The 21904-nt window shown below is 45.4% G+C and carries 23 protein-coding genes and 1 CRISPR repeat array; of the genes, 8 read left to right on the top strand and 15 right to left on the bottom strand.

Annotation, left to right across the window (positions count from 1 at the left end):
• Positions 1 to 68 precede the first annotated feature (68 nt).
• The 9 genes from ACYVUT_RS05460 to cas6 form a co-directional block, all read right to left on the bottom strand.
• On the bottom strand, positions 69 to 722 hold the full coding sequence (locus tag ACYVUT_RS05460) for a hypothetical protein (protein WP_484501617.1): 654 nt from the start codon (positions 720 to 722) through the stop codon (positions 69 to 71).
• A gap of 71 nt (positions 723 to 793) precedes the next feature.
• A CRISPR array of direct repeats spans positions 794 to 2258; the repeat unit is 36 nt; unit sequence GTTCTCGTCTCCTTCTAGCGGAGATAAGTTGTTAGC.
• A 159-nt stretch (positions 2259 to 2417) separates the two neighbouring features.
• Positions 2418 to 2723 carry a CRISPR-associated endonuclease Cas2 gene (gene cas2 / locus ACYVUT_RS05455; protein WP_484500889.1) on the bottom strand — a complete coding sequence of 102 codons (306 nt, stop codon included), beginning with the start codon at positions 2721 to 2723 and terminating at the stop codon, positions 2418 to 2420.
• Positions 2723 to 3637, bottom strand: coding sequence for a type II CRISPR-associated endonuclease Cas1 (gene cas1 / locus ACYVUT_RS05450; RefSeq protein WP_484500211.1), 915 nt, complete (start codon positions 3635 to 3637; stop codon positions 2723 to 2725). Before cas1 ends, cas2 begins: the two co-directional genes overlap by 1 nt.
• A gap of 3 nt (positions 3638 to 3640) precedes the next feature.
• Positions 3641 to 4684 carry a type III-A CRISPR-associated RAMP protein Csm5 gene (csm5, locus tag ACYVUT_RS05445; protein WP_484500209.1) on the bottom strand — a complete coding sequence of 348 codons (1044 nt, stop codon included), beginning with the start codon at positions 4682 to 4684 and terminating at the stop codon, positions 3641 to 3643.
• A 2-nt stretch (positions 4685 to 4686) separates the two neighbouring features.
• Complete coding sequence (gene csm4 / locus ACYVUT_RS05440; RefSeq protein ID WP_484500208.1) at positions 4687 to 5586, bottom strand: type III-A CRISPR-associated RAMP protein Csm4; 900 nt, start codon at positions 5584 to 5586, stop codon at positions 4687 to 4689.
• 1 nt (position 5587) lies between these two features.
• A complete protein-coding gene (csm3, locus tag ACYVUT_RS05435; protein ID WP_484500207.1) occupies positions 5588 to 6256 on the bottom strand; it encodes a type III-A CRISPR-associated RAMP protein Csm3 in 669 nt (222 codons plus the stop codon).
• Between the two features lie 3 nt (positions 6257 to 6259).
• Positions 6260 to 6751 carry a type III-A CRISPR-associated protein Csm2 gene (gene csm2, locus ACYVUT_RS05430; RefSeq protein ID WP_484500205.1) on the bottom strand — a complete coding sequence of 164 codons (492 nt, stop codon included), beginning with the start codon at positions 6749 to 6751 and terminating at the stop codon, positions 6260 to 6262.
• Positions 6752 to 6753: 2 nt separating this feature from the next.
• On the bottom strand, positions 6754 to 9084 hold the full coding sequence (gene cas10, locus ACYVUT_RS05425; protein ID WP_484500203.1) for a type III-A CRISPR-associated protein Cas10/Csm1: 2331 nt from the start codon (positions 9082 to 9084) through the stop codon (positions 6754 to 6756).
• On the bottom strand, positions 9077 to 9829 hold the full coding sequence (gene cas6 / locus ACYVUT_RS05420; RefSeq protein WP_484500202.1) for a CRISPR-associated endoribonuclease Cas6: 753 nt from the start codon (positions 9827 to 9829) through the stop codon (positions 9077 to 9079). The genes cas10 and cas6 overlap by 8 nt, the downstream gene beginning before the upstream one ends.
• A 181-nt stretch (positions 9830 to 10010) precedes the next feature.
• Between cas6 and ACYVUT_RS05415 the strand changes: the two genes are divergently transcribed.
• The 3 genes from ACYVUT_RS05415 to ACYVUT_RS05405 are packed head-to-tail and all read left to right on the top strand — an operon-like array spanning position 10011 to position 13956.
• Complete coding sequence (locus ACYVUT_RS05415) at positions 10011 to 10475, top strand: MarR family winged helix-turn-helix transcriptional regulator (RefSeq protein ID WP_484500201.1); 465 nt, start codon at positions 10011 to 10013, stop codon at positions 10473 to 10475.
• Positions 10472 to 12199: an ABC transporter ATP-binding protein gene (locus ACYVUT_RS05410; protein WP_484500199.1), complete on the top strand. Its 1728-nt coding sequence runs from the start codon at positions 10472 to 10474 to the stop codon at positions 12197 to 12199. The genes ACYVUT_RS05415 and ACYVUT_RS05410 overlap by 4 nt, the downstream gene beginning before the upstream one ends.
• Complete coding sequence (locus tag ACYVUT_RS05405; RefSeq protein WP_484501616.1) at positions 12199 to 13956, top strand: ABC transporter ATP-binding protein; 1758 nt, start codon at positions 12199 to 12201, stop codon at positions 13954 to 13956. Before ACYVUT_RS05410 ends, ACYVUT_RS05405 begins: the two co-directional genes overlap by 1 nt.
• Positions 13957 to 14023: 67 nt before the next feature.
• On the opposite strand, the gene ACYVUT_RS05400 is transcribed toward ACYVUT_RS05405, so the two are convergent.
• The 4 genes from ACYVUT_RS05400 to ACYVUT_RS05385 all read right to left on the bottom strand — a co-directional run bounded on the left by ACYVUT_RS05400 (position 14024) and on the right by ACYVUT_RS05385 (position 16789).
• Positions 14024 to 14332 carry a rhodanese-like domain-containing protein gene (locus ACYVUT_RS05400; RefSeq protein WP_484501615.1) on the bottom strand — a complete coding sequence of 103 codons (309 nt, stop codon included), beginning with the start codon at positions 14330 to 14332 and terminating at the stop codon, positions 14024 to 14026.
• Positions 14333 to 14367: 35 nt separating this feature from the next.
• The gene (locus tag ACYVUT_RS05395) at positions 14368 to 14889 is read right to left on the bottom strand and encodes a GNAT family N-acetyltransferase (RefSeq protein ID WP_439775822.1); all 522 of its coding nucleotides are present in this window, start codon (positions 14887 to 14889) and stop codon (positions 14368 to 14370) included.
• 258 nt (positions 14890 to 15147) lie between these two features.
• Positions 15148 to 16188 (bottom strand): YdcF family protein, encoded by a 1041-nt coding sequence (locus ACYVUT_RS05390; protein WP_484500195.1) that lies wholly within the window; start codon positions 16186 to 16188, stop codon positions 15148 to 15150.
• Between the two features lie 70 nt (positions 16189 to 16258).
• Complete coding sequence (locus ACYVUT_RS05385; RefSeq protein ID WP_484500194.1) at positions 16259 to 16789, bottom strand: GNAT family N-acetyltransferase; 531 nt, start codon at positions 16787 to 16789, stop codon at positions 16259 to 16261.
• 167 nt (positions 16790 to 16956) lie between these two features.
• Between ACYVUT_RS05385 and ACYVUT_RS05380 the strand changes: the two genes are divergently transcribed.
• The 3 genes from ACYVUT_RS05380 to ACYVUT_RS05370 all read left to right on the top strand — a co-directional run bounded on the left by ACYVUT_RS05380 (position 16957) and on the right by ACYVUT_RS05370 (position 18399).
• Positions 16957 to 17433, top strand: a complete 477-nt coding sequence (locus tag ACYVUT_RS05380; RefSeq protein WP_484500193.1) for a hypothetical protein — start codon at positions 16957 to 16959, stop codon at positions 17431 to 17433.
• Positions 17434 to 17598: 165 nt separating this feature from the next.
• Complete coding sequence (locus ACYVUT_RS05375) at positions 17599 to 17934, top strand: ABC transporter ATP-binding protein (RefSeq protein ID WP_484500192.1); 336 nt, start codon at positions 17599 to 17601, stop codon at positions 17932 to 17934.
• A gap of 21 nt (positions 17935 to 17955) precedes the next feature.
• A complete protein-coding gene (locus ACYVUT_RS05370; RefSeq protein WP_484500191.1) occupies positions 17956 to 18399 on the top strand; it encodes a DUF1751 domain-containing protein in 444 nt (147 codons plus the stop codon).
• A gap of 50 nt (positions 18400 to 18449) precedes the next feature.
• On the opposite strand, the gene ACYVUT_RS05365 is transcribed toward ACYVUT_RS05370, so the two are convergent.
• Positions 18450 to 19289, bottom strand: a complete 840-nt coding sequence (locus ACYVUT_RS05365) for a MurR/RpiR family transcriptional regulator (RefSeq protein WP_484500190.1) — start codon at positions 19287 to 19289, stop codon at positions 18450 to 18452.
• Positions 19290 to 19492: 203 nt separating this feature from the next.
• On the opposite strand from ACYVUT_RS05365, the gene ACYVUT_RS05360 reads away from it, so the two are divergent.
• Positions 19493 to 20143: a ribose-5-phosphate isomerase A gene (locus tag ACYVUT_RS05360; protein ID WP_484500189.1), complete on the top strand. Its 651-nt coding sequence runs from the start codon at positions 19493 to 19495 to the stop codon at positions 20141 to 20143.
• Entirely contained in the window at positions 20136 to 21122 is a 987-nt protein-coding gene (locus tag ACYVUT_RS05355) for a Gfo/Idh/MocA family protein (RefSeq protein WP_484501614.1), read from the top strand. Before ACYVUT_RS05360 ends, ACYVUT_RS05355 begins: the two co-directional genes overlap by 8 nt.
• An 82-nt stretch (positions 21123 to 21204) precedes the next feature.
• Here ACYVUT_RS05355 and ACYVUT_RS05350 read toward each other — a convergent pair whose 3' ends face one another.
• Positions 21205 to 21774, bottom strand: coding sequence for an NADPH-dependent F420 reductase (locus ACYVUT_RS05350; RefSeq protein WP_484500187.1), 570 nt, complete (start codon positions 21772 to 21774; stop codon positions 21205 to 21207).
• Between the last annotated feature and the right edge of the window lie 130 nt (positions 21775 to 21904).

Below are 21904 nucleotides of genomic sequence, written 5' to 3'. Positions count from 1 at the left end.
TGAACCAGCGGAAATGTATTAAGTTTTAATGCGTGATTATAATCATAGGCAACGTCTACATTCTCATTTTACACTTGGGCATCTTGATGGTTGGTTTCTGCCAGCCATGATATAACTGCATTGCCAACATCAGTACGATGCACATCATGGACTGATTTGCCATCGCCAACATCTAATACTGGCTCTAAGCCTTCCGACTCGTTAATTCTATTTGCGGTTGCAAGATTTGCAATTACTGCATCATGTTGGCGCCGTCTAGCATTATCAAGTCTGGCATATTCTTCTCGGTAGGAATTTGTATCATTAGCTTCTTTGGCTTTAGCTAATTTTAAATCGAAATCTCTTACAATTGTTGCATATTCGGCCATATCATTAACTAACATGTCATGAAAGTCAGAGTAAAAGTTTTCGTCTTCTTCGTCAACTAAGTTGCCTAATTCGTCTAGTGCCTTTTGGTTGATAAAGTATGCAGCCATTGGTTGTCGCCCGCTATTCTGAATAATGGATTTTGTCCGCTTTCTAATATAGTCCAAATTCGCTTTTTCAACTTCATTCATATCAGTTGGATCTTCGACTAAATTAAGTTGGTAGAGTACCTCGCCAATTTGCTTGCGATTATCAGCCCACTCTTCGTCAGTCGATAAGCTCTTTATCTTACTGTTTAATTTGTTCAAGCGAATATATAAATTAAGCTTTTGGATCTCGGTCAGTTTATATGTCATATTAATTTCTCCTTACTTTTTGTTTACGATGTTTCTTCATGTATGTTGAACTGGCAACTTCATCGGTAAAAGTTCTCGTCTCCTTCTAGCGGAGATAAGTTGTTAGCATGGCTACGGCTTGCCCATTGACTTTTTTTTTAATACTGGGTTCTCGTCTCCTTCTAGCGGAGATAAGTTGTTAGCTTTGAAAGCTATGTAATCAAAGAAATTGGCAACTGTTCTCGTCTCCTTCTAGCGGAGATAAGTTGTTAGCGCAAGTGAAGGGCTTTCAAACATGGAAAGCCGCGGGGCGGTTCTCGTCTCCTTCTAGCGGAGATAAGTTGTTAGCATTAGTGATAGGTGATTATCATGTTAGACTTTTTAACAATTGTGTTCTCGTCTCCTTCTAGCGGAGATAAGTTGTTAGCCTGCTATTTGTCTACGGAAGCATGTGAATTTATTGACGAAGTTCTCGTCTCCTTCTAGCGGAGATAAGTTGTTAGCTTAGCACTGAAGAGTACATGAAACGGGAAGAAAACACTATCTTAAGTTCTCGTCTCCTTCTAGCGGAGATAAGTTGTTAGCCGCTTAGTACTTTGAAAACTGAAGAAAGTCCCGGAAATGTGTTCTCGTCTCCTTCTAGCGGAGATAAGTTGTTAGCAAAAAGATTTTTAGTGATAATAAAAAAGCAATGTTGTTCTCGTCTCCTTCTAGCGGAGATAAGTTGTTAGCGTAAAGAAAAAGCGGAGGCTTAAAAAAATGAAAGGTTCTCGTCTCCTTCTAGCGGAGATAAGTTGTTAGCGTCCTTTTTAGGTCTGTAATACATTCTGTAGCTCACAGGGGCCGTTCTCGTCTCCTTCTAGCGGAGATAAGTTGTTAGCATTAAACTTTTACAATGATAGGTTAGTAGGAAAAACAGTGTTCTCGTCTCCTTCTAGCGGAGATAAGTTGTTAGCCGAATTTGTAATTATCAATTCAAATGAATTTGATATTGCAGTTCTCGTCTCCTTCTAGCGGAGATAAGTTGTTAGCTGCCTAAGCACTTGTTAGATGATGTTCAGTTGATTCTCGAGTTCTCGTCTCCTTCTAGCGGAGATAAGTTGTTAGCTGGTTTCTTTTTCGTGAGATGGAAAAATTCTAATAGTTCTCGTCTCCTTCTAGCGGAGATAAGTTGTTAGCCGGGCGATACCGTGATCAAGGATCAAGCAGAGCAGTTGTTGTTCTCGTCTCCTTCTAGCGGAGATAAGTTGTTAGCAGGACGTGGACGACAAAAAGCTCCGCAGGTCTAGCACTGGGTTCTCGTCTCCTTCTAGCGGAGATAAGTTGTTAGCTCTCAGCATGCTGCTAGCCGGCTTTTATGGTCGTATGCTTGGTTCTCGTCTCCTTCTAGCGGAGATAAGTTGTTAGCCGTTAATAAATTCACAAGCGTTTTCTGACAACTCGTGGCGTTCTCGTCTCCTTCTAGCGGAGATAAGTTGTTAGCTGCAGTAAAAGAAAAAGTAGTCAACGCCTTGACCAAGCGTTCTCGTCTCCTTCTAGCGGAGATAAGTTGTTAGCAGATCCTGTTTAAAACGTTATTACGTTGCGCATCCCCAAGCATTTGTCTCGTCTAAATCCTGGTCAACGCCCATCAAACAGCGTCCCTCTTTGTCCAATTTCCGGGCAAAAAGAGCATCTCTGCTAATTGAGAACATATAAATTATACCACACCAGATGCTATACCACGATCACCTTAGGTACTGACACTGCCTTCATTGGTGCGTCTGGACCCAAAATGTTAATCTGCTTGTTATTCACCTCATCTGGCAACAGATATAGAGTTATCATTCCATCATCTGGAACTTCTTTTTTCAAAATTCCAATCAAATGGTCTTTCGTACTGTCTGACTCTACCTCCCGTTCATACAGGCTGTATTGCTTCATATCAAATCCCAGCTCAACCAGCCGTTTCCTGTATTCCGCGGCTTTCTTTCTCTCTTCTTTGGTATTTCTAGGCAGATCAAAGCTTAAAAGAAGTACCATCATTTTCCCCCTTGAATGAAAGTCGGCAGCTTCAAGCTGCTAGCACTGTCAGCCTGTAGGCATGCCAAATACGACTTAATAGTCTCTTCAACTGCATCCCCGATTCGGAATATTTTGTCTCCGATTACACACTTTTCCAACATTATGCCTACAATCGCATGTTTATCTTCTGGAGTAAGCTCGACATCCTCAACGTCACGCTCCCGCAAATGCATCACAATCGAATAATCAATCAGCGGCCGGTAACATTCAATCAAGTCATCCGACAAATTAAACGGGTTCTCAGTTGAATGGTGGTTAACCCCATAGCTCGGTTCCAAGCCATGGACAACGATCTTTCTTCTAATCAAAGCGCGAATAATCGCATATCCATAGTTCAAACTTGCGTTAACCAAATCGTCATACCGGCCGCGCTTAAAGTCCTTGCCAAATAACGATTGAAAGTATTCTCTAGCCGCGTATGCCTCAGTATTATGTTTGTCACCCTCCGTGACATTCTTAACTGCTGATCTCAACAGGCCAACATCTTCACCTGGTCTTTCCAAGAGTTCTAAACAATCAGCTTGATTTTGGATCTTTCTGACAACAATCTTATGCCAGATGCGACTCTTTGCCTTTGCACTAAGCGCCAGTTGCTTTTGCAACATCTCCAGCCTGTGCTCCTGACCATAGATGTTATCAAACAGCACTAATGGCGAGTGCTTACTGTCGCAAAAAAGCAGCATAATATTGTTCTCCGCACACTTCTCAATCAGATGCTGGGTCAAATAGCTTTTTACATTGTCAAAGATGATCACGTCAAGGTCTTCATATGCAAAATACTTTTCCGTGTGATCCTGCAAGTTCGTTGTCTTGACGCCAAACTTGCTTACACCGACAAAATTTACGTTTTCAACATACAGGACATTCTTCATACATCATTTCTTTTCTTTGATAGTGAAGCAACACTTGCCCATTTCATAAAAGCCAATACCATCTCTAGTATCTGCTGCTCCGCCATTCTCTCCAACCAGTTCCCGTTCCTCTATAACACCCTTTATCTTTAAGCGATAAGATTGACGCTTGGCCTTGGTCAATTTGAATACGCCATTGCCCGTCATCTTCATTTTTCTTGGAGTGCGGGACCTGATTTGCTCAATGTTAATCCGGTCGTAATTTGCCTTAGTCCACAGACCACTGCCACCACCTAAATAAATTGGATGGTTATAGCCACTTTGCTGGTATTTTGGATCTAAGTCCTTCAAAAATCTTTCTTCGTAGCGTTTGTAAAATTCATCAGCAGCTTTGCTCAAACCACTAATAATTTCCGCTGCCTCGTCTCCAACTGTAGTAATCGTAAAAATAACCTTGGTGTAAGGCTTAAGGCACTCTCTGGTAAGCGGCAAAGGATTAGGACCATCTTTACGGGTGTTGTAATCCCACTTCTTAGTAATCACTAGTGAAGAAAGATCCAGCGGTTCACTGTCTGAAACGCGGATATCATGAAAAATATCATCGCTTCCGCCCCAAGGAATTTTATCAACTCCTTTAAAACTGGTGTTAATCAAAATAGTTCTGATGGCCCCCTTCAAAGAAGTACCTGGAATATAAGGACGGCCTTGTGGGTCTTTCATGAATTTCGCGATTTCATTTAATCGGTCAGGATCCCCGTTGTTTTCTACTTCAGCACCGGTAGCTTTGATCGTATAACCACCCAAGTCACGGTCAGTAAAGTTAATCCTGCGCAAGAACTCACCCAATCGCATATTCTTTTCTTGTCTTCTTGAAGACATGAGGTAATTTTCAAAGGCTTCTTGCTGACGTTGGTTTGAGCTAAGCTTGCAGTAGAGGGTTACAAAATTAGGGAAATAGTAAGCATCATTCTCATAAATGTACTCCCGTTGCTTGTAAAATTCCCCGCTGCCGATAAAGACTGGAGCCAAAGTTCTCAATTTAAATTCGAATTCTCTGTACTGCTTCATGTCTACACCTCAAAACTATAAAACAGGCCCTTAGCGAAGTTGTACACGGGATGCGCAAAATTAGACGGCCGGACGTCGACGATAGATCCCTTAAACGTGTTTTTAAAGACACTACCAGCTGCAAACTTATACAAGTCCTGCTTTCTCAGCAATTCCTGCTCCGTTTCACTATAAGCAAAGCCACTGTCTTTCTTAATCTCATAAGCTGCATAAGCCATGGCCTGTTCCAGTTCAAAATTATGCGGCAAACTGCTTGTCAGCAAGAGATTATGGTCACTATAGCTGTCAGTACTAATTTGTCTCTTCATTTCCGTCGGCAAATCAATAATACTTAATCTAAAACCACCATAACCCGCGCTTCTCTTCCCGCCTAATCCACTAAACTGCAAACTCAGCATCAGCTTTTTCAACAGCTCACTTCTCTTCGCGATAACATAAAGATCACCCGAAAAGCTGGTAACTGCTACTTCATAAGGGTCTTGTCCTTTTTTAGTTACTTCAGTCGTTACCGCGAAAGCGGCTTGCTTAGCGGCTAACAGTTCAACATCAGCTTTACCATTGATGAAATCACTAAATTCAGACAGTGGTACCGCGTATAAGCTGCCCGCTGTCTTTTGATAATTCTCATCATGCTGGAAATTATCAAAGCTAAATCTCTTAGATCTTGGATAAGAAACCGGCTTTGGCAAGTATGGCTCATCAACGTACGGGAACGCGTCACTTAAGACAAAATCTTCCTCACTTGCTTCTTTAATGAACTCATCCAAACAGTCATTCTTTAGAGCTTCCAGGCATATTGCACTAAACAGTCTGCTCGCTTCAAAATGACCAACGCTAGTATTAAGATAGCCGTCACCAAAATGCGCCTTATCAAAGTGCATTCGATAGATTTTCAGACCCATCTCATGCCTCCAGCTTGCTGTTGATCTCACTGACGTCATAGTTGCCAAAGACAGTATCGGCGTGCATGTTTGCAAACTTGACCTTCCCATAGCCACGGCTACCGCTGCCACCCAGATAGTCTAATTCAAGCAACCTAAATCCAGTCAGAATGGTTTCCAAGTCTTCTTCTACTTGAGCTGAGTCCATAACATCATAAATCAGTTCAAAGTTAAACTTGCTCCCTCTAACTGCCCGTTCGATTTGCCGTGGATTGGCGATCATTTTAACCCGGTCGATCGTGTTTTCAAACTTAACTTCGCTATAGGTATTAATCCCCATATCCGTCAATTCTTTGCCATTAGTCAGAACGCTGTCTCTAAATAAAAGCCGCCCTTGAACCGGTGCTTTGCCATCTTGGCCACCACCAACTGATGCGCCAAATAAGCGAATGATCTTATAGCAATCCTGGTTTGGATTCGTCGCAGTCTTTTCATTGAGTGCTGCTGCCAAAAGTGACCGCATCTTACCCTTGAGACTGGAGCCAGGTATGATCGGAAGGTGAGTCAGTGGATCCTTAATCACCGGATTGTCGATCGCACCAATAGCCGCAAAAGCAGAACTTGCGCCAATATGCAGGCCGCTTTCCAGTACCAGTTCTCCAGTAAATCTGATTTTCGCCAAATTAGTCATTTTTTAATCCTTTCCGCCGTAATACTTGAAGTAGGCAACTAAAGCTTCCATATACTTGCATAAACGAATGATTTCGCGCCTTTGCTGTTTCTCATCATCAGCCCGCTTTTGATCAATTTTCTTTACGACCTCCAGCAGATGACTAGCCTCAATGAAACTCTTCATTGCTTCATTCCGGCCAGCAGTATATACCAGCTGAATCCGGAAATAAGTCAGTTTCTCATACACTGTCTTCAGATCAGCAATATTCGTTGCATCGAAAATCGCGCTGGTCATTCCTAACAGATTTCTCAGCTGGCTGTAGGTAATTTCGTCTCTTCCCCTACTGCCTGGAGCCTTAAAGTGATTTTTCTGGCAGTACTTAATTACTTCTTCTGCCTCATCAACATAGTGTTCATCGGTAAAGGTAATCTTGATATTTGGCTTAACTTCTTCATACCTTGAATTATTGTTGTAGCGTGGATTATTGTAGTGTGGACGTGGACTTCCGTACATGCTTATCCTTCCTCTCTGATACTGTAAACATACAAAGTCAAGGCCAGTTCTGTCTGGCTGATTTCTTTGTCGTCGTTGAACCAATTCATGATGTTCCGCTTAAACTTATTAAATCCTTCTTTATTGCTGCTTGCTTCTTCCAATCTGGTCAAAAAGTAAGCCAGTCTCGCAAATGAAATGCGGTCTTCTCTTTCTCGGATGAGACTAAGGAGTTTGTAAATGAAGGCCTTGCCTCGTTCTGATTCCCCATCAAAGAATTCTTGAATGATTCTAAGCTTGCCCATGACAATATCGTTCTTATACTCGTCAAAGGTCAAGATATTCTCCTTGCTGAACAACACAATCCGGTCCTTGCCGGCAAATTTTGCTATTCTTAACAGCTCTTTGGTCTTCCGGGCAATGATATTGATTGGCGTTGATTCTTGGAAAAGTCCGACTGCTGCTGAAAGGGTTATTTTATTGTCAGTCCAGCTAACGAACTCATCCCGCACATCCTGGACAAAATCGAGCAAATCATCCCAAGCACCTAAAATAAAGGCATCATCACCTTGTGAATAGATAATGCTCAAGTGATAGTCTTCAGCATATTGGTTCAGATATAGCTTGAAGAACATGTCGATTCTTCTGGAAAGTTCCGCAAATCTGCTGATCGTTGTATACTTGCCGTCTTCTTGCGGATAAAAGCCGGTTAAGAATTTGGCATGGAGGTCGTCAATATCGATCATCAAAGAAGCCAGCCGTTTAATCCCGGTTGGCTCTCCAAACTCAGCCTTCCATTCCCGGTCACTAAAGTAGCTGAAATTGTTGTGCGGTGCATTACTGTAATCGCTGATCCAGATATGGGTCGCTTGCTGCTTACCAGTAGCGTATGTGTTCTTAGTGTAAATCTTGCCTACAACATCTGACTTCTCTACCTCATCACTGTCAAGAGTATGCAAGTAATGCTCTGCGTCCAGGGGCAGGCCTGTCTTGTCTTCATTGACAACAAAGTACTTTTCGTCCTGGATATCTTGTGAGAAGCTTTCCAGCTTATCACAAAGGAGGCATTTGTTTTCACCTGGAAGGAGATTCATTACGCTATGACAAACTGCGCACTCCCGGCCACTCTTTTTGCCGAAAGCGTTCAATCTCTTCAAAGCGCCAATATCGTAACGCTTTTGCAAGCCATGTTCGATATCCCGGTCAAGGCTCTGGAAAAGCTCGGCATAATTTTGGGCGACCCGCTTATATTCGCCTTCCTTGCGATTCGGGTCTTTACTGTTAGCAGCTTTAATATCTGTAGCAGAAAATTCTTCCATACCTACCGCCAAATATAGCTTTGTTCCGAAATTCTTTAGCAAGAATTCATTGAAGCGGCCTTGCGCTTTGCGGACAATTTCTGCATTCCTAGTAGTATTGCCGATAATGAGCAGACCATCATGGCTGTTCTGGTAAAGGATATTGGCTGCTGTTAATCCAACCTCATCAAGCAAGCTGTCCAAGAACCAGCGCACTAGCATCTCAACGTAAAAAGCCCGGCTCCGCAGCTGCTTGTAAGCCCCTTGACTGGTGATCGTATTGATAAAGTTTTCGGTACCCGCAAGTTGATAGCTGACCATAAGGAATGCAGGTTTCTTGTAAAAGCTATTGGTGCGGTTAAGCAAAGTTGTCTTATAATCATGATTATTCTGCTCATCAAGATATTGCTTAATTGCGCAGGCAAAGGCAGCTGACAACTTCATATGGTCATACAAAGAAATGTCCGGTTCACCATCAACTGCTGTATCTGATGGAATTTGCCCCATTGTCTGTTCAACCAGATTCATGACGCTGGGAATGTATTCTTCCGTCAATTCAACTTTATTCAAGCCTTCCGCAAAAAGCTCCACCACGTCTTGGTATTTTTCAGGTGAAAAAGGATCTTTGTCATTGCTTGGATCCATAAAGCTTGGAAATTCCGGTCTCATCTCATAAGGATGCAGATAGCGTTGCCCTTGCTTGATGCCAAAACGGTTAAAGATGTCTGACAATGGTGTCTTAGGATCCCATCTGCCTTTTCCGCCTTCTTCATAGCGGCGGTCCGTCCCAGCTGCTATATTGTCACCAATATAAGTTAGATAAGCCACACTGTTAGCCGGAATGTCAGCCTCTCTAAGGTTTGTTCTTTTATTCTCCCGTTGATCATGGTGGTAATACAAGGCATCAATTATCTGCTCATCATTCGTATAGTTCGAGATGAATTTTGATCCGAGAGTTTGGTGATTATATTTCCGCCCTTCGCTCTGTCTTTGGACAGCTTTACCAATATCATGCAGAAACGATCCGTAGAAGGTTTCCACCATTTTCTTATCCATTATTTTCCTCCCTATTCACTGCAATTGAACCCATGCCTAAGCTGGTCTTGACGCCTACACCTGAAAATTCAGCAAATTTCAGCAGCATGGCAACGTAGTTAGCCAGAGTCTCAGCACCCTTGCAATAAAAGACCAACCTGCCGCAGAAACCATTGATATATGCTTTATGGATGTAGAAACGGCGGGAATTGATTCTAAAGTTAACAAGCTTTACCTTACTGCAAATTTCGTCTAACAAATCCAAGTCGATGTGCTCTGTGTTTTCAAAGATGGCATTATACTTCTTCATGATGCTTTGAAAGAATAAGCGAATGTCTGGCAAATTATAATATGTCCCATTGCTCTTAAAGGCAAGCGGAGTCATTACATTCACTTGAAAGAGTCGTTCAGCTTGGTCTTGTTGATAGAAAACTTGGGCTAAATCTTTGCTGTCCAGATTTTCTTTCACTTTTCTCAAGATCTTAAAATCACTTTGTTCTGCACTTTTTAAAGAAAAACTGGTGAATTCATCATCCATTAGCATCCCCGCAACTTCAGCCACGGCCTCATCGGTCAGCAAAGCCACTGAAAAGGTTACCTCTTCTTTCATGCCTTGAACCGCAATCGTAACTGGGTTGACACCCGTCTGATGCATCTTGTCAGCAAATTCTTCACTAACCTGTGACATCAACCAACCGTGAAAGTAGACGCTGTCGTTTAAATTGTATTTTCCCTTGCTTTGACAAACTAAGCTTATCCTCTGCACCTTACCATCTCCATCTATTTACGGTTCCGCTATCATTAAGCTATTTTAATAATAACACCTATTCGGTGACAGTCTAGTCCATTTCGGATAAGCCAAAATATAAATTGATCTCCCTGTTCTCCCTTGACATTAGTCTACACAGGGACTAAAATCTAGTTATTGTCCATGAGGAGACTTTTTTATGACTTTAGAAACACACGAAAGCATTTCAGAATTAGTAACCCTGGCCAGTGTCCGGGCTAATCACGCCTACAGCCAGTATGACAGGCTGATGGGGATCAGCCAGTACGAGAGCATCATTCTTTATGAGCTCTTGACTCATTCCCGCCTTGCGCAAAAAGAGCTGATCTACAGGAGCGGCATTCCCAAGCAATCCATCAGCAAGGGCATCCACAATCTCAGCGAGCGCGGCTACTTGGAAATTACCACTGACGCTCAAGACAAGCGAGTCAAGTACTGCAGCTTAACCCAGTCCGGCCAGGCTTATGCCAAAGAAAAAGAAAGTGAAATCCTGGCTATCGAAAAACGGGTCATTGACAAGCTTGGCTTTGACCGGGCTGCCTTAGCCTGCCAGATTCTGAATGAGTGGACCGATCTTCTCAGCGACGAAATAGCTAACTTAAAGGAGGAAAAACAGAAAAAATGAAACTGCTATTGCCCTACTTCAAGCGTTATAAAACTGACGTTTTCGCGACCTTAGTCACGATATTATTCTCAGTCTTTGCCACTCTCTACCAGCCCCGCCTGCTCCAGCAGGTGCAAAATGAGCTGCTGGCAGACCAGCAACAGGCTGTCATCCGCGATACCGCCCTTTTGATTGGCCTGGGCCTTTTGTCGATCCTTACCGGTGTCCTTAACGTCTACTACGCTGCCCGGATCACCCAGGGCGTAGTCAGCGACCTCAGAGAAGACACCTATGCCAAAATACAGACTTTCTCCCTGGCCAATGTGCAAAAATTCTCCTCTGAATCACTCAGTGTTCGCTTGATCAACGACATGCAGCAGATCATGAACATGATCATGACCATCTTCATGCAGCTGATCCGGATGCCACTTATTTTGATCGGATCAATCGTCATGGCCATCGTCACCATCCCCCGCTACTGGTGGGCGGTTGTTGTTCTCTTGGTCTTGATCATGGGCTTGGGCGTTGTGGCAGTTAAGCAAATGACCGCCATGTTCGACAAGTTCCAGATGTACATGGACAAAATCTCCGGCCGGACCGGGGAATTTTTGCAAGGGGTCCGGGTGGTAAAATCCTTCAACCAAAGTCCCCAGGAAATTGCCAAAATGAACAAGGATTCTGATGAATTAAACGAAGTCAACATCAAGGTCGGCTACTGGTTCTCCACCATCCTGCCTGGTGCCCAGCTGATCTCCTACCTGGTTATCAGTTTAGTGGTCTATTTGCTTGGAACCAGCATTCTGCAGCATCCCCAAGACGTTTCCGTCATCACTCCTTACGTCAATTACGTCTTGACCATGCTCTTTGCCATCCTGCTCGTCGGCATGGCCGTTATGCAGATTTCCCGTGGTAACGTCTCCTTAAAGCGGATCCAGGAAATCATGGACACCCAGCCAGATGTTGTCTTTAATGAAAAAGCCCCAGAAGACGCCTTGGGCGGTTCAATTGAATTTGATGACGTCTCATTTACCTACCCTGATGGCCAGCAGCCGGTCTTAAAGCACATCTCATTTGATGTTGAACCTGGCCAGATGGTCGGCATCGTCGGGGCAACCGGGTCGGGTAAGTCGACCCTTGCCCAATTGATCGCCCGCCTCTATGACCCGACTACCGGGAAGGTCAAGATCGGCGGCAGCGACCTGCGGCAGGTCAATGAGAATGCCCTTAGAAAGACGGTTTCCTACGTCTTGCAAAAGGCTGTCCTCTTCTCAGGAACGATTGCTGACAACCTCCGCCAAGGCAAAAAGGACGCCACCCCATATGAACTGGAGCGGGCGGCGCAAATGGCTCAAGCCAACGAATTTATCCAGCGCTACGATGAAACTTTTGACCACGAGGTTGAAGAAAGAAGCACCAACTTCTCCGGCGGGCAAAAGCAGCGTCTGTCCATCGCCCGGGGGATCATTGCCGGCAGTCCAATCTTGATCCTGGATGACTCCACTTCCGCCCTGGACGCAGAAAGTGAAAAGCTGGTCCAAGAAGCCCTTGAAAAGCAGCTGCCGGACACAACTACGATCATGATCGCCGAAAAGATCGTTTCTGTCATGCATGCTGACAAGATCCTGGTACTAGACAACGGCCGCCTGGTTGCTGAAGGCACCCACGAAGAATTGCTCAAGACCTCCCCGGTTTACCAAGAAATCTACCAAACGCAGAAAGCCAAGGAAAGAAAGGAGGAAATCTAATGTCAGACAAGCAAAAGTCCCTTACTTATCTGAAAAAATATCTAAGAAACTACAAGAAGCCAATCGCTATTTCAGTTGTCTTCTACTTGATCGCGACGATCGCCCAGGTAATCGCCCCGTCTCTTTTAGGCAGAGCGGTCACGGACTTGTCTGCTTTCGTTAAAGGCAGAGGATCCCTCACCGTCTTTTACCAAGCCCTGGCCTGGATGGCTGGCTTTTACGCGCTGAATTCCATTGCCACCTACATCGCCTGGATGCTGATGACCCAGTTTAACGCCAATGCCAACAATGACATGCGCAAGGGCCTTTTTGGCAAACTTCAGCGGATGACTATCCGCTACTTTGATACCCACCAGGACGGGCAGATTTTGTCCTTGTTCAACAGTGACCTGGACAACATCTTCAACGCTTTGAACAACGCCTTTTTTGAAATCATCTCCCAGTCCCTGCTCTTCTTTGGCACGATCATCGTGATGTTTGTTATCAACTGGAAGATGGCTATTTCCGTTGTGGCTACTACCCCTTTGATCTTGCTTTTAAGCTGGATCATCATGAAAAAAGCCCGCGTCTACCTGGATAAGCAGCAAGACCGGGTTGGTGAGCTTAACGCCTACATCAACGAACAGCTCAACGGGGAAAACGTGATCATCACCCAGGGCCTCAGAGACCAGTCAGTTGCCGGCTTCAAAAAGGAAAACGCCAAGGTGCGGGAAGCCATGTTCAAGGGCCAGTTCTACTCTGGCATTCTTAACCCCTTGGTTACCGGCTTCTCCCTGTTGAACTTCGCCATTGTCATCGCTGCTGGTGCTTACATGATAATGACCAAGCAAGTCAGCCAGGCTGCCGGTCTGGGCTTGATTGTTACTTTTACTGAGTACTCCTGGACCTACTTCCAGCCGCTGACGCAGGTAACTTCCATCTACTCCATGCTGCAATTGGCTTTGACCGGTGCCCGCCGGCTTGAGACGGTTGAAGATCAAGACGAAGAAAACACGGTTCCAAACGGCAAGACCATCTCAGGTATTGATGACGCGGTCCGCTTGGAAGACGTCCACTTTGGCTACACTCCAGACAAGGAAATCCTCCATGGGGTATCAATTAAAGTACCTAAGGGGCAGTCAGTCGCTGTTGTTGGCCCGACGGGGTCTGGTAAGACGACGATCATGAACTTGATCAACCGTTTCTACGACGTAAACAGCGGGGCCGTAACTTTTGACGGCACTGACGTTCGCGAACTCAAGCTGGAGAATCTGCGGAGTAACGTCGGGATTGTCTTGCAAGATTCCGTCCTCTTTTCTGGGACGGTTGCTGATAACATCCGCTACGGCAAGCCGGATGCATCCATGGATGAAGTTATTGCCGCGGCCAAGGAGGCCCAGCTGCACGACTTTGTCATGACCCTGCCAGAGCAATACAACACGCCGATTGAGAACGGCCAGGCCAATTTCTCAACTGGGCAAAAGCAGCTTTTGTCGATTGCCAGAACGATCCTGGTCGATCCAGCCTTCTTGATTCTTGACGAAGCAACCAGCAATGTTGACACGGTTACTGAAGAAAAGATCCAAAAGGCCATGGACAACGTGATCGCCGGCCGGACCAGCTTCGTGATTGCCCACCGTTTGAAAACGATTTTGAATTCCGACAAGATCGTCGTCTTGAAAGACGGCAAGGTCATTGAAGAAGGACCGCACGCTGACTTGATCAAGAAGCGCGGCTTCTACTACAAGCTCTACACCAGCCAGATGACTTTTGAATAAAACTAAAAAGGACACCTTGTCACGAATAGTGATGGGTGTCCTTTTTTGCATCTCGCTCAATTCTGTTTTATTCGGTCTCACCGCGGTAGTCGACAATTCCGCCGATATTTTTCACATTGGAGTAGCCCATTTGCTTAAGCAGGTCAACTGCTTGAGCGCTTCTGTTGCCGCTCCTGCAATGAACAAACAGCGGCGTATCAAGATCTGTGATCTCTTCTCTAGCTGCCCCAATACTGCTCAAGGGAATATTGATGCTGGCCGGGATGTGCCCCGCCTCGTATTCATCCTTTTCTCTTACATCGATCAGTTTGGCATGAGGCGTTTTACGAAATTCAGCTACTCCTTTGTTGATGTCATTTTCTTGAAGTTGATCCATTTTCTTTACCCCTTTCATTATGTAAAAAGTATCTCTTACAGCTTCTTTTCCAAAAGAACAAGCGGGATGTCCTTAAGCCCGTTAAAGTTGCACGGAATGATACCTATTTCCTTGTAGCCAAGTTTCTTGTACATTCCCCGGGCGTTCTTGTTGTGGGCGTTGGTATCCATGCGCAGGTAGCTGGCAGCAGCCTTCCGCGCGTAGTCTTCATAAAAAGCTACAAAAGCCTTCCCATAGCCGCGGTGAGCTGCGTATGGATCAACCACCAATGTATGCAGCACCATGACTTCATCGTCTTTAGCCGCATACTCCCAGTTCCCCTGCGCGTAAGCATCAACCTGCTTATCGTTGATGATAGCAGTAGCAACGACCTTGCCCTGGTCGTCTTCCAAGACGAACAGGTCGCCTCTTTCCAGTGCATCCTGTGCGGTATTTCTGGTCGGGTAAATCGCTCTGTCCCAGCCGATTTCTACTTTTCCTGCTTCCTCGAAGTCGTGTATATGGCTGTAAATGTCAGCCACTGCATCAAGGTCCTTGTCTTGCGCTTTCCTAATCAAAAAAATCACCTTTTCCGTTTTTCTTACGATGATAACAAAAAGCTTTCTCTTCTGTCTATAGAAAAATTAGTTAGCAAATTGGTGACACTGGCCTGTTTATTCTGCTATGCGTTTTATCAGCAGCTTGTCAACAAAGTCGCTGCCTGCATCGCTGACATTGCTTCTTAACCATTCAAATTTCAGCTTGGCGGTATCGAATTTGGCCAGTTCACGGTCAATTTCCAGCCAAGAAAATAGCTTTGCAGCTCAAAGTCATCATTACGCTGTCAGCATGATGACGATGACCGGACTGACGAAAAGCAGATAACCAATGGCAAAAAGGATCAAGTGCTTGCGTTCTTTGTGAACTGCCACAAATTCACGGATCAAGGCACTTGGATAGTAGTAAGGCGCGACGCGAGAGCCGATTCCGACGGCTTTTAGCTGCGCCCTTTTGGCGTAGCGCATGGCCCGGTAGATATGGTAGTTGCTCGTCACCAAAGCTGTATACCTGCGGCCTGGTCTTTTTTCAATCAAGGCCTTGGAAAAAGTCACGTTCTCCATGGTGGTCTTTGATTTGTCCTCCAGCAAGATCTTGTCTTCAGGGATGCCTTGAGAAACAAGGTACTTGCGCATGGCTTCCGCCTCGCTGCAAACCTCATCGCTGCCTTGCCCGCCCGAAGGAACCAGGTAAGGCGAGGTTGGATCCTTACGGTAAATTTCAATTGCTTTGTCGCAGCGGTCTGCCAGTAGTTTGGTCACGGTGCCATCTTTTTTAATCCCAGCCCCATGAATTATCACGTAATCGAAATCCCGACGGTGCGGAATAATCTGCAAAAAGAGGCAGTAAAGCAAGAAAGACACGAAGGTAACCGACAGGTAGCCAGAAGAAAGGCCAAAGAAGGCCAAAAACGGCGAATACGGCTCCAGAGCACACATTTTAATGCCCAGCTCTGGTCCAACCAAGAGGCCAAAGAACCAGAGGAAAAATGACAGTTCACCGGCAATTAAGATTAGGCCTAGTAAAAAGGACAAGAGATTGCCCAAAGACCGCCCTTCCCGCTTGATCATGTACAAACCATTAACAAATAAGAAGAAAGGCAAGATCAAGAAAGCCAGCCCAACCAAGGCCGTTGTAATCAAGATCAAAACGCCGCTAACTTCAGAGCTGAACAGCGAATAGATGAAACCCAGAACCGACATGCCTGTCAAAAGCAGCAAGACGACATTTCGATACCTGCTGCGGTCCCGGTACATCGAATACGCAAAAAGGCCGCCCCAAAAAACTGTTGGCAGAATTTTCGATATAATATCCCTCATTATTCCCACTCCAATTAGCAATAGATTGTTATTTTTTATCATAACATCGATCCCGCCAAAGTAATAGCAACTATTTCCGCCAACTTTCCCGCTTTAGGACATTTTCGACTTCTGGCAATTTATAGCCAAGCAGAGTATCGCCCTCTGGGTCAGTTTTGACATAGGTGAAGCCAAGTTTTTCCTGGACCCGCTTTGACTGGTCATTGCCTTCGTAATAGCAGCACCAAACGGCCTGGCTGCCCAGGTCGGCGAATGCATGGTCAATGAGGCAGGCCGCGGCTTCTGGCGCGTAGCCGTGGCCCCAGTATTCTTTACCAATCCAGTAACCCAGTTCTGGCTCTTCATCTTTTTCTGAGCAGGCATCCTCGCCAAATCTTAAGCCCGCGCAGCCGATCAAAAGATTGTCGTCTTTCCGCAAAACCGCATAGGTTTCCGGGGCTTGCAAGTTTTCTTGAATCAACCGCAGGCTCTCTTCTACCGATTTATGGGTCGGCCAGCCGGCGGCAGGACCGACAGCTGGATCCTTAGCCAAGTCATAAAGGCGGGCAGCATCCCTGTCTTCCCAAGGCCGCAGGCGTAATCTTGCAGTAGTCAGTTCCATTTTTTCCTCCTGTTTATTAAACATTATCAGTTAAAAACAATCTTACCATAGTGACAGGAATTTCCAGTCACTATTTTTCCTGTTCCCCTAGCCAAGCCGAACTGACGTGCTATAATCGAATTACAGCTATTAGAACAAGTGTTTCGTCTTTTGGAGGGAAGAGAAAAATGTCTGAGATACTGTTCATGATTGTCCGCTTTAGCCTGGTGTTGGTGATATGTCACCTGCTGGCCCTGCCGCAAGTCTGGAGAAATGGCTTAGTTGGCGACAGCATCCCTGCTTTAATCACTGAACTTTGCCTCCTGCTGATCCAGCTGGAGCTGGCCCTGCTTTTGATCGCGGCCGAGCTGATCACCCTCATCAATTTAGTATACGGCTACTTCGAATTTAACACCCAGACTCAGTTTATCCTATCCATTTTTGAATTGCTGATCTTATTTGATACCCGCTTGTACACATATCTTTTTGATGATGAAGCAGAATCTTTTAGTATCAAAGAATATTGGGGATATTTTGACAGGTCAGATCAAATCAAGCTTGTCATCTGTGTTTCTTCTCTGTTTGTCCCCTTCATCATTGCCAAGTTGACCGGCCTGCCTCCCTACCCGACTTTTCCAGAACTTGACCAGTTCTTTCACATCTAAGAGTGGGCAGCCAGCACTTTTTTGCTAGCTGATAAATGCTATAATTCATATAGTAATTTTACTCACTCTGGAGGGAACATGAATATAATATTCTTACTTTTAGTCGGAATCAGTTTGGCTTTGCTCTTGGCTGACTTGCTTGTTTTACTGAGAGCAAGAAAAAGCTTGTCTACTGGAAACAAGGAAACTGCTGCGCCTTACGACAGCTTCTCCAAGCTGACCATTTCTGCCTTTGTCATGCAGATCCTGCTCAACATGGTATACTTGTGGAACTATTGGAGCTCAGCTTTTTCAGTCACTGCCTTGCCGGTCTTCTTACTTTTTTCCGGCAATCTATTGCTGGAATTTGTCATCTTCTGCGACGATTTTTTGACAGATGCCAGATACAAGAGCCTTTGGGATTACTTCAAGAGTCTGAAAACGCGCCAAAAGTTTTGGCTGATCGTAGTTGTTGTAATCACTGCTTTTGCCGCCTTGATCAATTTCTTCCCGGCTCCTTAAACAAATTATCTGGAAAAAAATATGCTTATTGTTTTTATTATTATTTCTATCATCGGCCTGCTTTTAGCCATCACCTACCTGGCCTTATTGGCCAATACCAGGAAGCTTCTGATCGACGGGGCAGATATTGACCAATTCTGGCCAAAACGCAGACGCTTTATGTATTGGACCAACCTCTTCGTGTTGCTTCCAAACGCGATCTATCTGTTTCTTACAATTGCCAGTTACTTTTCAACCGACTTTGAGCCAACCCTGCTGCTCACCTTTTCGACCATGGCCATGGATCTCTTAATCGGCATCAGCATTATCTTTACCGACTATTTCATCACTGATGAGAAAGTCAGCTTCAAGGAATTCTGGTCCGGTAGCAAGACTAGCACGAAGGTCTACTCAATCAGCTTGATTCTGCTCGTGATTTTGACTGTTGTCTTAAACCTGCTGATCCATGCCTGGGGCCTGGACTAAAAAATACCCGCCAGCTTGCTAATAACAAGTCAGCGGGTATTTATTTTGCCTTAAACCTTCCGGTCAGCGATCAGTTTTTCGTGGGCCTGGATATGGGCCAGGCGTTTTTTATCCCGGTTCAAGAGCAAAAGGAAGATTGCTTCAACCAAAGACGATGAAGCCAGGCGGGAAAAGAGATATTCTTCCTGCAAGACTGTCTGGCCGATCGCGGTTGTCAGATGGTAATCGCTCCTCCCTGCCAAAGGAGAATCTGGCCGGTTGGTCATCGAGATGACCTTGATTCCTTTTTCCTTGGCCAAATCAGCCAGTTTTAACAAACCAGATGATTCACCAGAATTGGAAATCAGCCAAAGGCAGTCGCTGCTGTCCATATTCATGGTCTGGCCAATCACAGTTTCCATGGTCGGACTGGAAATCGCCAATATGCCTAATTGGTTCAGCTTGTAAACCGCGTCTTCAGCGACTGGATAGGTATCCCCTTCAGCCGCGACTTGGATCAGACGGCTTTTTTCCAAGAGATCCAAGACTTGCTTGAGGGTATCAACTGGCAGACGGCGGAGAGTCCGGTCAATTTCGTCTTCCTTGCTGGCCGCGATCTGGTCCAGGGCCTGAGAGACATTATCCTGGTTCAAGGATGCCAAGCTTGAGACGGGGGACTTGACCCGGGCCAGACTGACTTTCAACTGGTGGAAACCAGATAATTTTAGATTGTGGCAGAAGCGGGTCACTGAAGCCCCGCTGACACCCGCTGCTTGGGCTAGCTGGGAAATCGTGTAGTTAACCACTTCCTCTGGCTTGCTGATGACAATCTGGGCCACCTTTTGGTCGCTTGGGGACATATCATTTTTCTGGCGGAGGATCTGCTCGATGATGCTCTCTTCGTTTTCCATATTTACCAGTCTTTCTCCTGTTTCTTTATTTCTTCTAGTGCTATTATAGCATCTCTTGTAAATTAATTTCAGCAATATAAAAATACTGTAAATTAATTTATTGACTTTTTACCTGTTTTTACTTACTATAATCTTGTAAATAAATTACAGTTAAGCAAGCGGTATAGAAAATAATTTACAGTTTTTTTTACAAGGAGAATGTGATGACTTTAATTTCAGATTTCGCGCTGAAGAAGATTCAGCCAGGGCAGAGGGTTTCCCTTGGCGGCGGAAGTAACGTGGCCGACCTGACCAGGGCAATCGCCGAGGACGACTTGTCCCTTGACCTCTACTCCCCTGCCCCGGCTACCCGGCAGTTAGGTGCCAGTTTGGGACTTTCAATCAAACCCGCTGAAGAAGCTGATCAGCTTGACCTGGCCTTTGATGGAGCAGACAGCGTTGATTATTCCTTACGGGCACTCAAGAGCAAGGGCGGCATCCACCTTTTTGAAAAAATCGCCGCGCAAGCGTCTCGCGAATACATTCTGCTTTTGCCAGCAGGCCGGCTGAGAGAAAAGCTCGACCCAGATATCCAGCTCTGCCTTGAAGTAGCTGCTCCAGCTGTTAAGTCCCTGCTTCGATTCGCTAAGAAATTTGGCTTAAAGGCCAGTGTCCGGGAAAATGAGTCACTTTTAGGCAACAAGCTAGTTGATCTATACGCGGAAAATTGGGACAGGATCGAAGATGTAAACCAAGAACTGGTCGCCTTTAATGGCGTTGTTGCATCTTCGCTTTTTGATAAAGAAGTTACTTCAGTCATCACTGTTCAAGATGGACAAGCCATTGAAATCAGTAAAGGAGAAAATCATGACTAAATACAATTGGGGAATTATCGGGACTGGCTGGATTGCCGGAGAAATGGCTGACGCATTAAAGCGGGTCAACGGCGAAGTCTACGCAGCTGCCAACCCGCATATGGAAGCTTTGGAAGCTTTTGGTCAGAAAAAAGGAATTGAACATCTCTATACTGACCCAGATGAAATGATCAAGGATCCTAAGGTAGATATCATTTATATCGCCACCCCACACAACTTCCACTACCAATATGCCAAGCAGGCACTTTTGGCTGGCAAGCATGTTTTTTGCGAAAAAGCGATTACGATTAATGAAAAGCAGCTGGAAGAACTGGTTAGCCTGGCTAAAGAAAAGAATTCGATTTTAACTGAAGGCTTTACTCTCTACCACATGCCGATTTACCGCAAGGTCAAGGAATTGATCGCATCTGGCAAGTTGGGCCAAATCCAGCTGGTCCAAGTCAACTTCGGGAGTTTGAAGGATTATGATCCGGCCAACCGTTTCTTCTCAAAGGACCTGGCTGGCGGCGGGCTCTTAGATATCGGCGGCTACGCTACGGCTTTTGCCCGGACCTTCCTAGATGAGATGCCCAACAATATTTTGACGACGGTGAAGTTTTTTGAAACAGGCGTTGACGAACAGTCCGGCATTATTTTGAAAAACGACCGCCAACAATTGGCCGTGATGGCACTGTCCATGCGGGCCAAGCAGCCAAAGCGGGGCGTTATTTCCGGTACTAAAGGCTATGTCGAGATCAGCAACTACCCGCGGGCCATGCAGGCAGAGGTTACCTACACCGCGTCAGCCCATGAAGAAAGTAAAGAGACGATCACGGCTGGGGAAAGCGACCTGGCATTGGACTATGAAGTAGCTGACATGCAGCGGTACGTGGAGCAAGGGCATGATGACGGTGAACTGCAGACTTCCCGGGAAGTGATGCACATTTTGACGGCGGTTAGAGGTCAATGGGGGATGCGCTTTCCGGACGATCAGGACTAGTTTTATCTGATAAGTATCTCTATTCTCAAAAACTTGGATACAAGAAAAGAGTGAGTTCAGTGAACCCACTCTTTTTTGCTGCTTATTCAACGATGCCGAAGCCGCCGGTCCAGCCGATTTGTTCGCTGGCTGCCAGGGTCATTTGCAGGAAACCAGTTGCTTCCAGTTCTCTAGCCCGCTTCAAGGCGCCGGCGTCAAAGACCCGCAAGGGACTGCCAGCTAATGCTTCCTTGATGGCTGCCTTTGCTTCTTGGTCATCGCTGGCCAGGAGAACCGTGGTTGGCAGGTCGCCAATTTTTCCGCTTTGCAGAGTTGCGGCAAAAGTCGTGTTGAAGCCCTTGACTACCTTAGATTCCGGCAGCCAGGACTGGAGCAATTGTGCCGCGGATGAGTCAGCTGGCACGACCAACTCGTCCCAAGTATCAAAGTTAAGCGGATTGCTGATGTCGATGACGATCTTGCCCTTCAGCTCGTCCTTGTATTGACTGGCAATGCTTTCCAAAGCGCCGAATGGCACAGCCATGATTACCAGGTCGCCAAGATTTTCTGCCTTGTCGCCATTGCCAAAGTATTCAACTTGATTGCCGGCCAGTTCAAAGTTCTTGCCGATTGCCTGCCCCATGTTGCCCTTGCCAAAAATTGTTACCTTCATTGTTTTTACCTCGTTTACTTTCTTTTTGTAAGTTGTTAATTATAAGAATACACGGTTAGCAAAAGTAAGTCAAGGCTTTTCTTACAAAAAGTTAGTAAAATAAAAATCCAGCCCAAAAGTGGACTGGATT

Source organism: Lactobacillus sp. WILCCON 0059 (genome assembly GCF_057197985.1).
This window is presented reverse-complemented; position numbering and strand designations above follow the sequence as displayed.

Bases quoted from the DNA above. Each gene is read 5' to 3' on its own strand.
- ACYVUT_RS05400 (WP_484501615.1), bottom strand. From the start codon at position 14,332: ATGGATCAACTTCAAGAAAATGACATCAACAAAGGAGTAGCTGAATTT.
- csm2 (WP_484500205.1), bottom strand. From the start codon at position 6,751: ATGTACGGAAGTCCACGTCCACACTACAATAATCCACGCTACAACAAT.
- ACYVUT_RS05385 (WP_484500194.1), bottom strand. From the start codon at position 16,789: ATGGAACTGACTACTGCAAGATTACGCCTGCGGCCTTGGGAAGACAGG.
- ACYVUT_RS05460 (WP_484501617.1), bottom strand. From the start codon at position 722: ATGACATATAAACTGACCGAGATCCAAAAGCTTAATTTATATATTCGC.
- cas2 (WP_484500889.1), bottom strand. From the start codon at position 2,723: ATGGTACTTCTTTTAAGCTTTGATCTGCCTAGAAATACCAAAGAAGAG.
- ACYVUT_RS05350 (WP_484500187.1), bottom strand. From the start codon at position 21,774: ATGAAGGTAACAATTTTTGGCAAGGGCAACATGGGGCAGGCAATCGGC.
- ACYVUT_RS05410 (WP_484500199.1), top strand. From the start codon at position 10,472: ATGAAACTGCTATTGCCCTACTTCAAGCGTTATAAAACTGACGTTTTC.
- ACYVUT_RS05390 (WP_484500195.1), bottom strand. From the start codon at position 16,188: ATGAGGGATATTATATCGAAAATTCTGCCAACAGTTTTTTGGGGCGGC.
- ACYVUT_RS05380 (WP_484500193.1), top strand. From the start codon at position 16,957: ATGTCTGAGATACTGTTCATGATTGTCCGCTTTAGCCTGGTGTTGGTG.
- csm4 (WP_484500208.1), bottom strand. From the start codon at position 5,586: ATGGGTCTGAAAATCTATCGAATGCACTTTGATAAGGCGCATTTTGGT.
- ACYVUT_RS05365 (WP_484500190.1), bottom strand. From the start codon at position 19,289: ATGGAAAACGAAGAGAGCATCATCGAGCAGATCCTCCGCCAGAAAAAT.
- ACYVUT_RS05405 (WP_484501616.1), top strand. From the start codon at position 12,199: ATGTCAGACAAGCAAAAGTCCCTTACTTATCTGAAAAAATATCTAAGA.
- ACYVUT_RS05415 (WP_484500201.1), top strand. From the start codon at position 10,011: ATGACTTTAGAAACACACGAAAGCATTTCAGAATTAGTAACCCTGGCC.
- cas1 (WP_484500211.1), bottom strand. From the start codon at position 3,637: ATGAAGAATGTCCTGTATGTTGAAAACGTAAATTTTGTCGGTGTAAGC.
- cas10 (WP_484500203.1), bottom strand. From the start codon at position 9,084: ATGGATAAGAAAATGGTGGAAACCTTCTACGGATCGTTTCTGCATGAT.
- csm3 (WP_484500207.1), bottom strand. From the start codon at position 6,256: ATGACTAATTTGGCGAAAATCAGATTTACTGGAGAACTGGTACTGGAA.
- ACYVUT_RS05360 (WP_484500189.1), top strand. From the start codon at position 19,493: ATGACTTTAATTTCAGATTTCGCGCTGAAGAAGATTCAGCCAGGGCAG.
- ACYVUT_RS05370 (WP_484500191.1), top strand. From the start codon at position 17,956: ATGCTTATTGTTTTTATTATTATTTCTATCATCGGCCTGCTTTTAGCC.
- ACYVUT_RS05355 (WP_484501614.1), top strand. From the start codon at position 20,136: ATGACTAAATACAATTGGGGAATTATCGGGACTGGCTGGATTGCCGGA.
- csm5 (WP_484500209.1), bottom strand. From the start codon at position 4,684: ATGAAGCAGTACAGAGAATTCGAATTTAAATTGAGAACTTTGGCTCCA.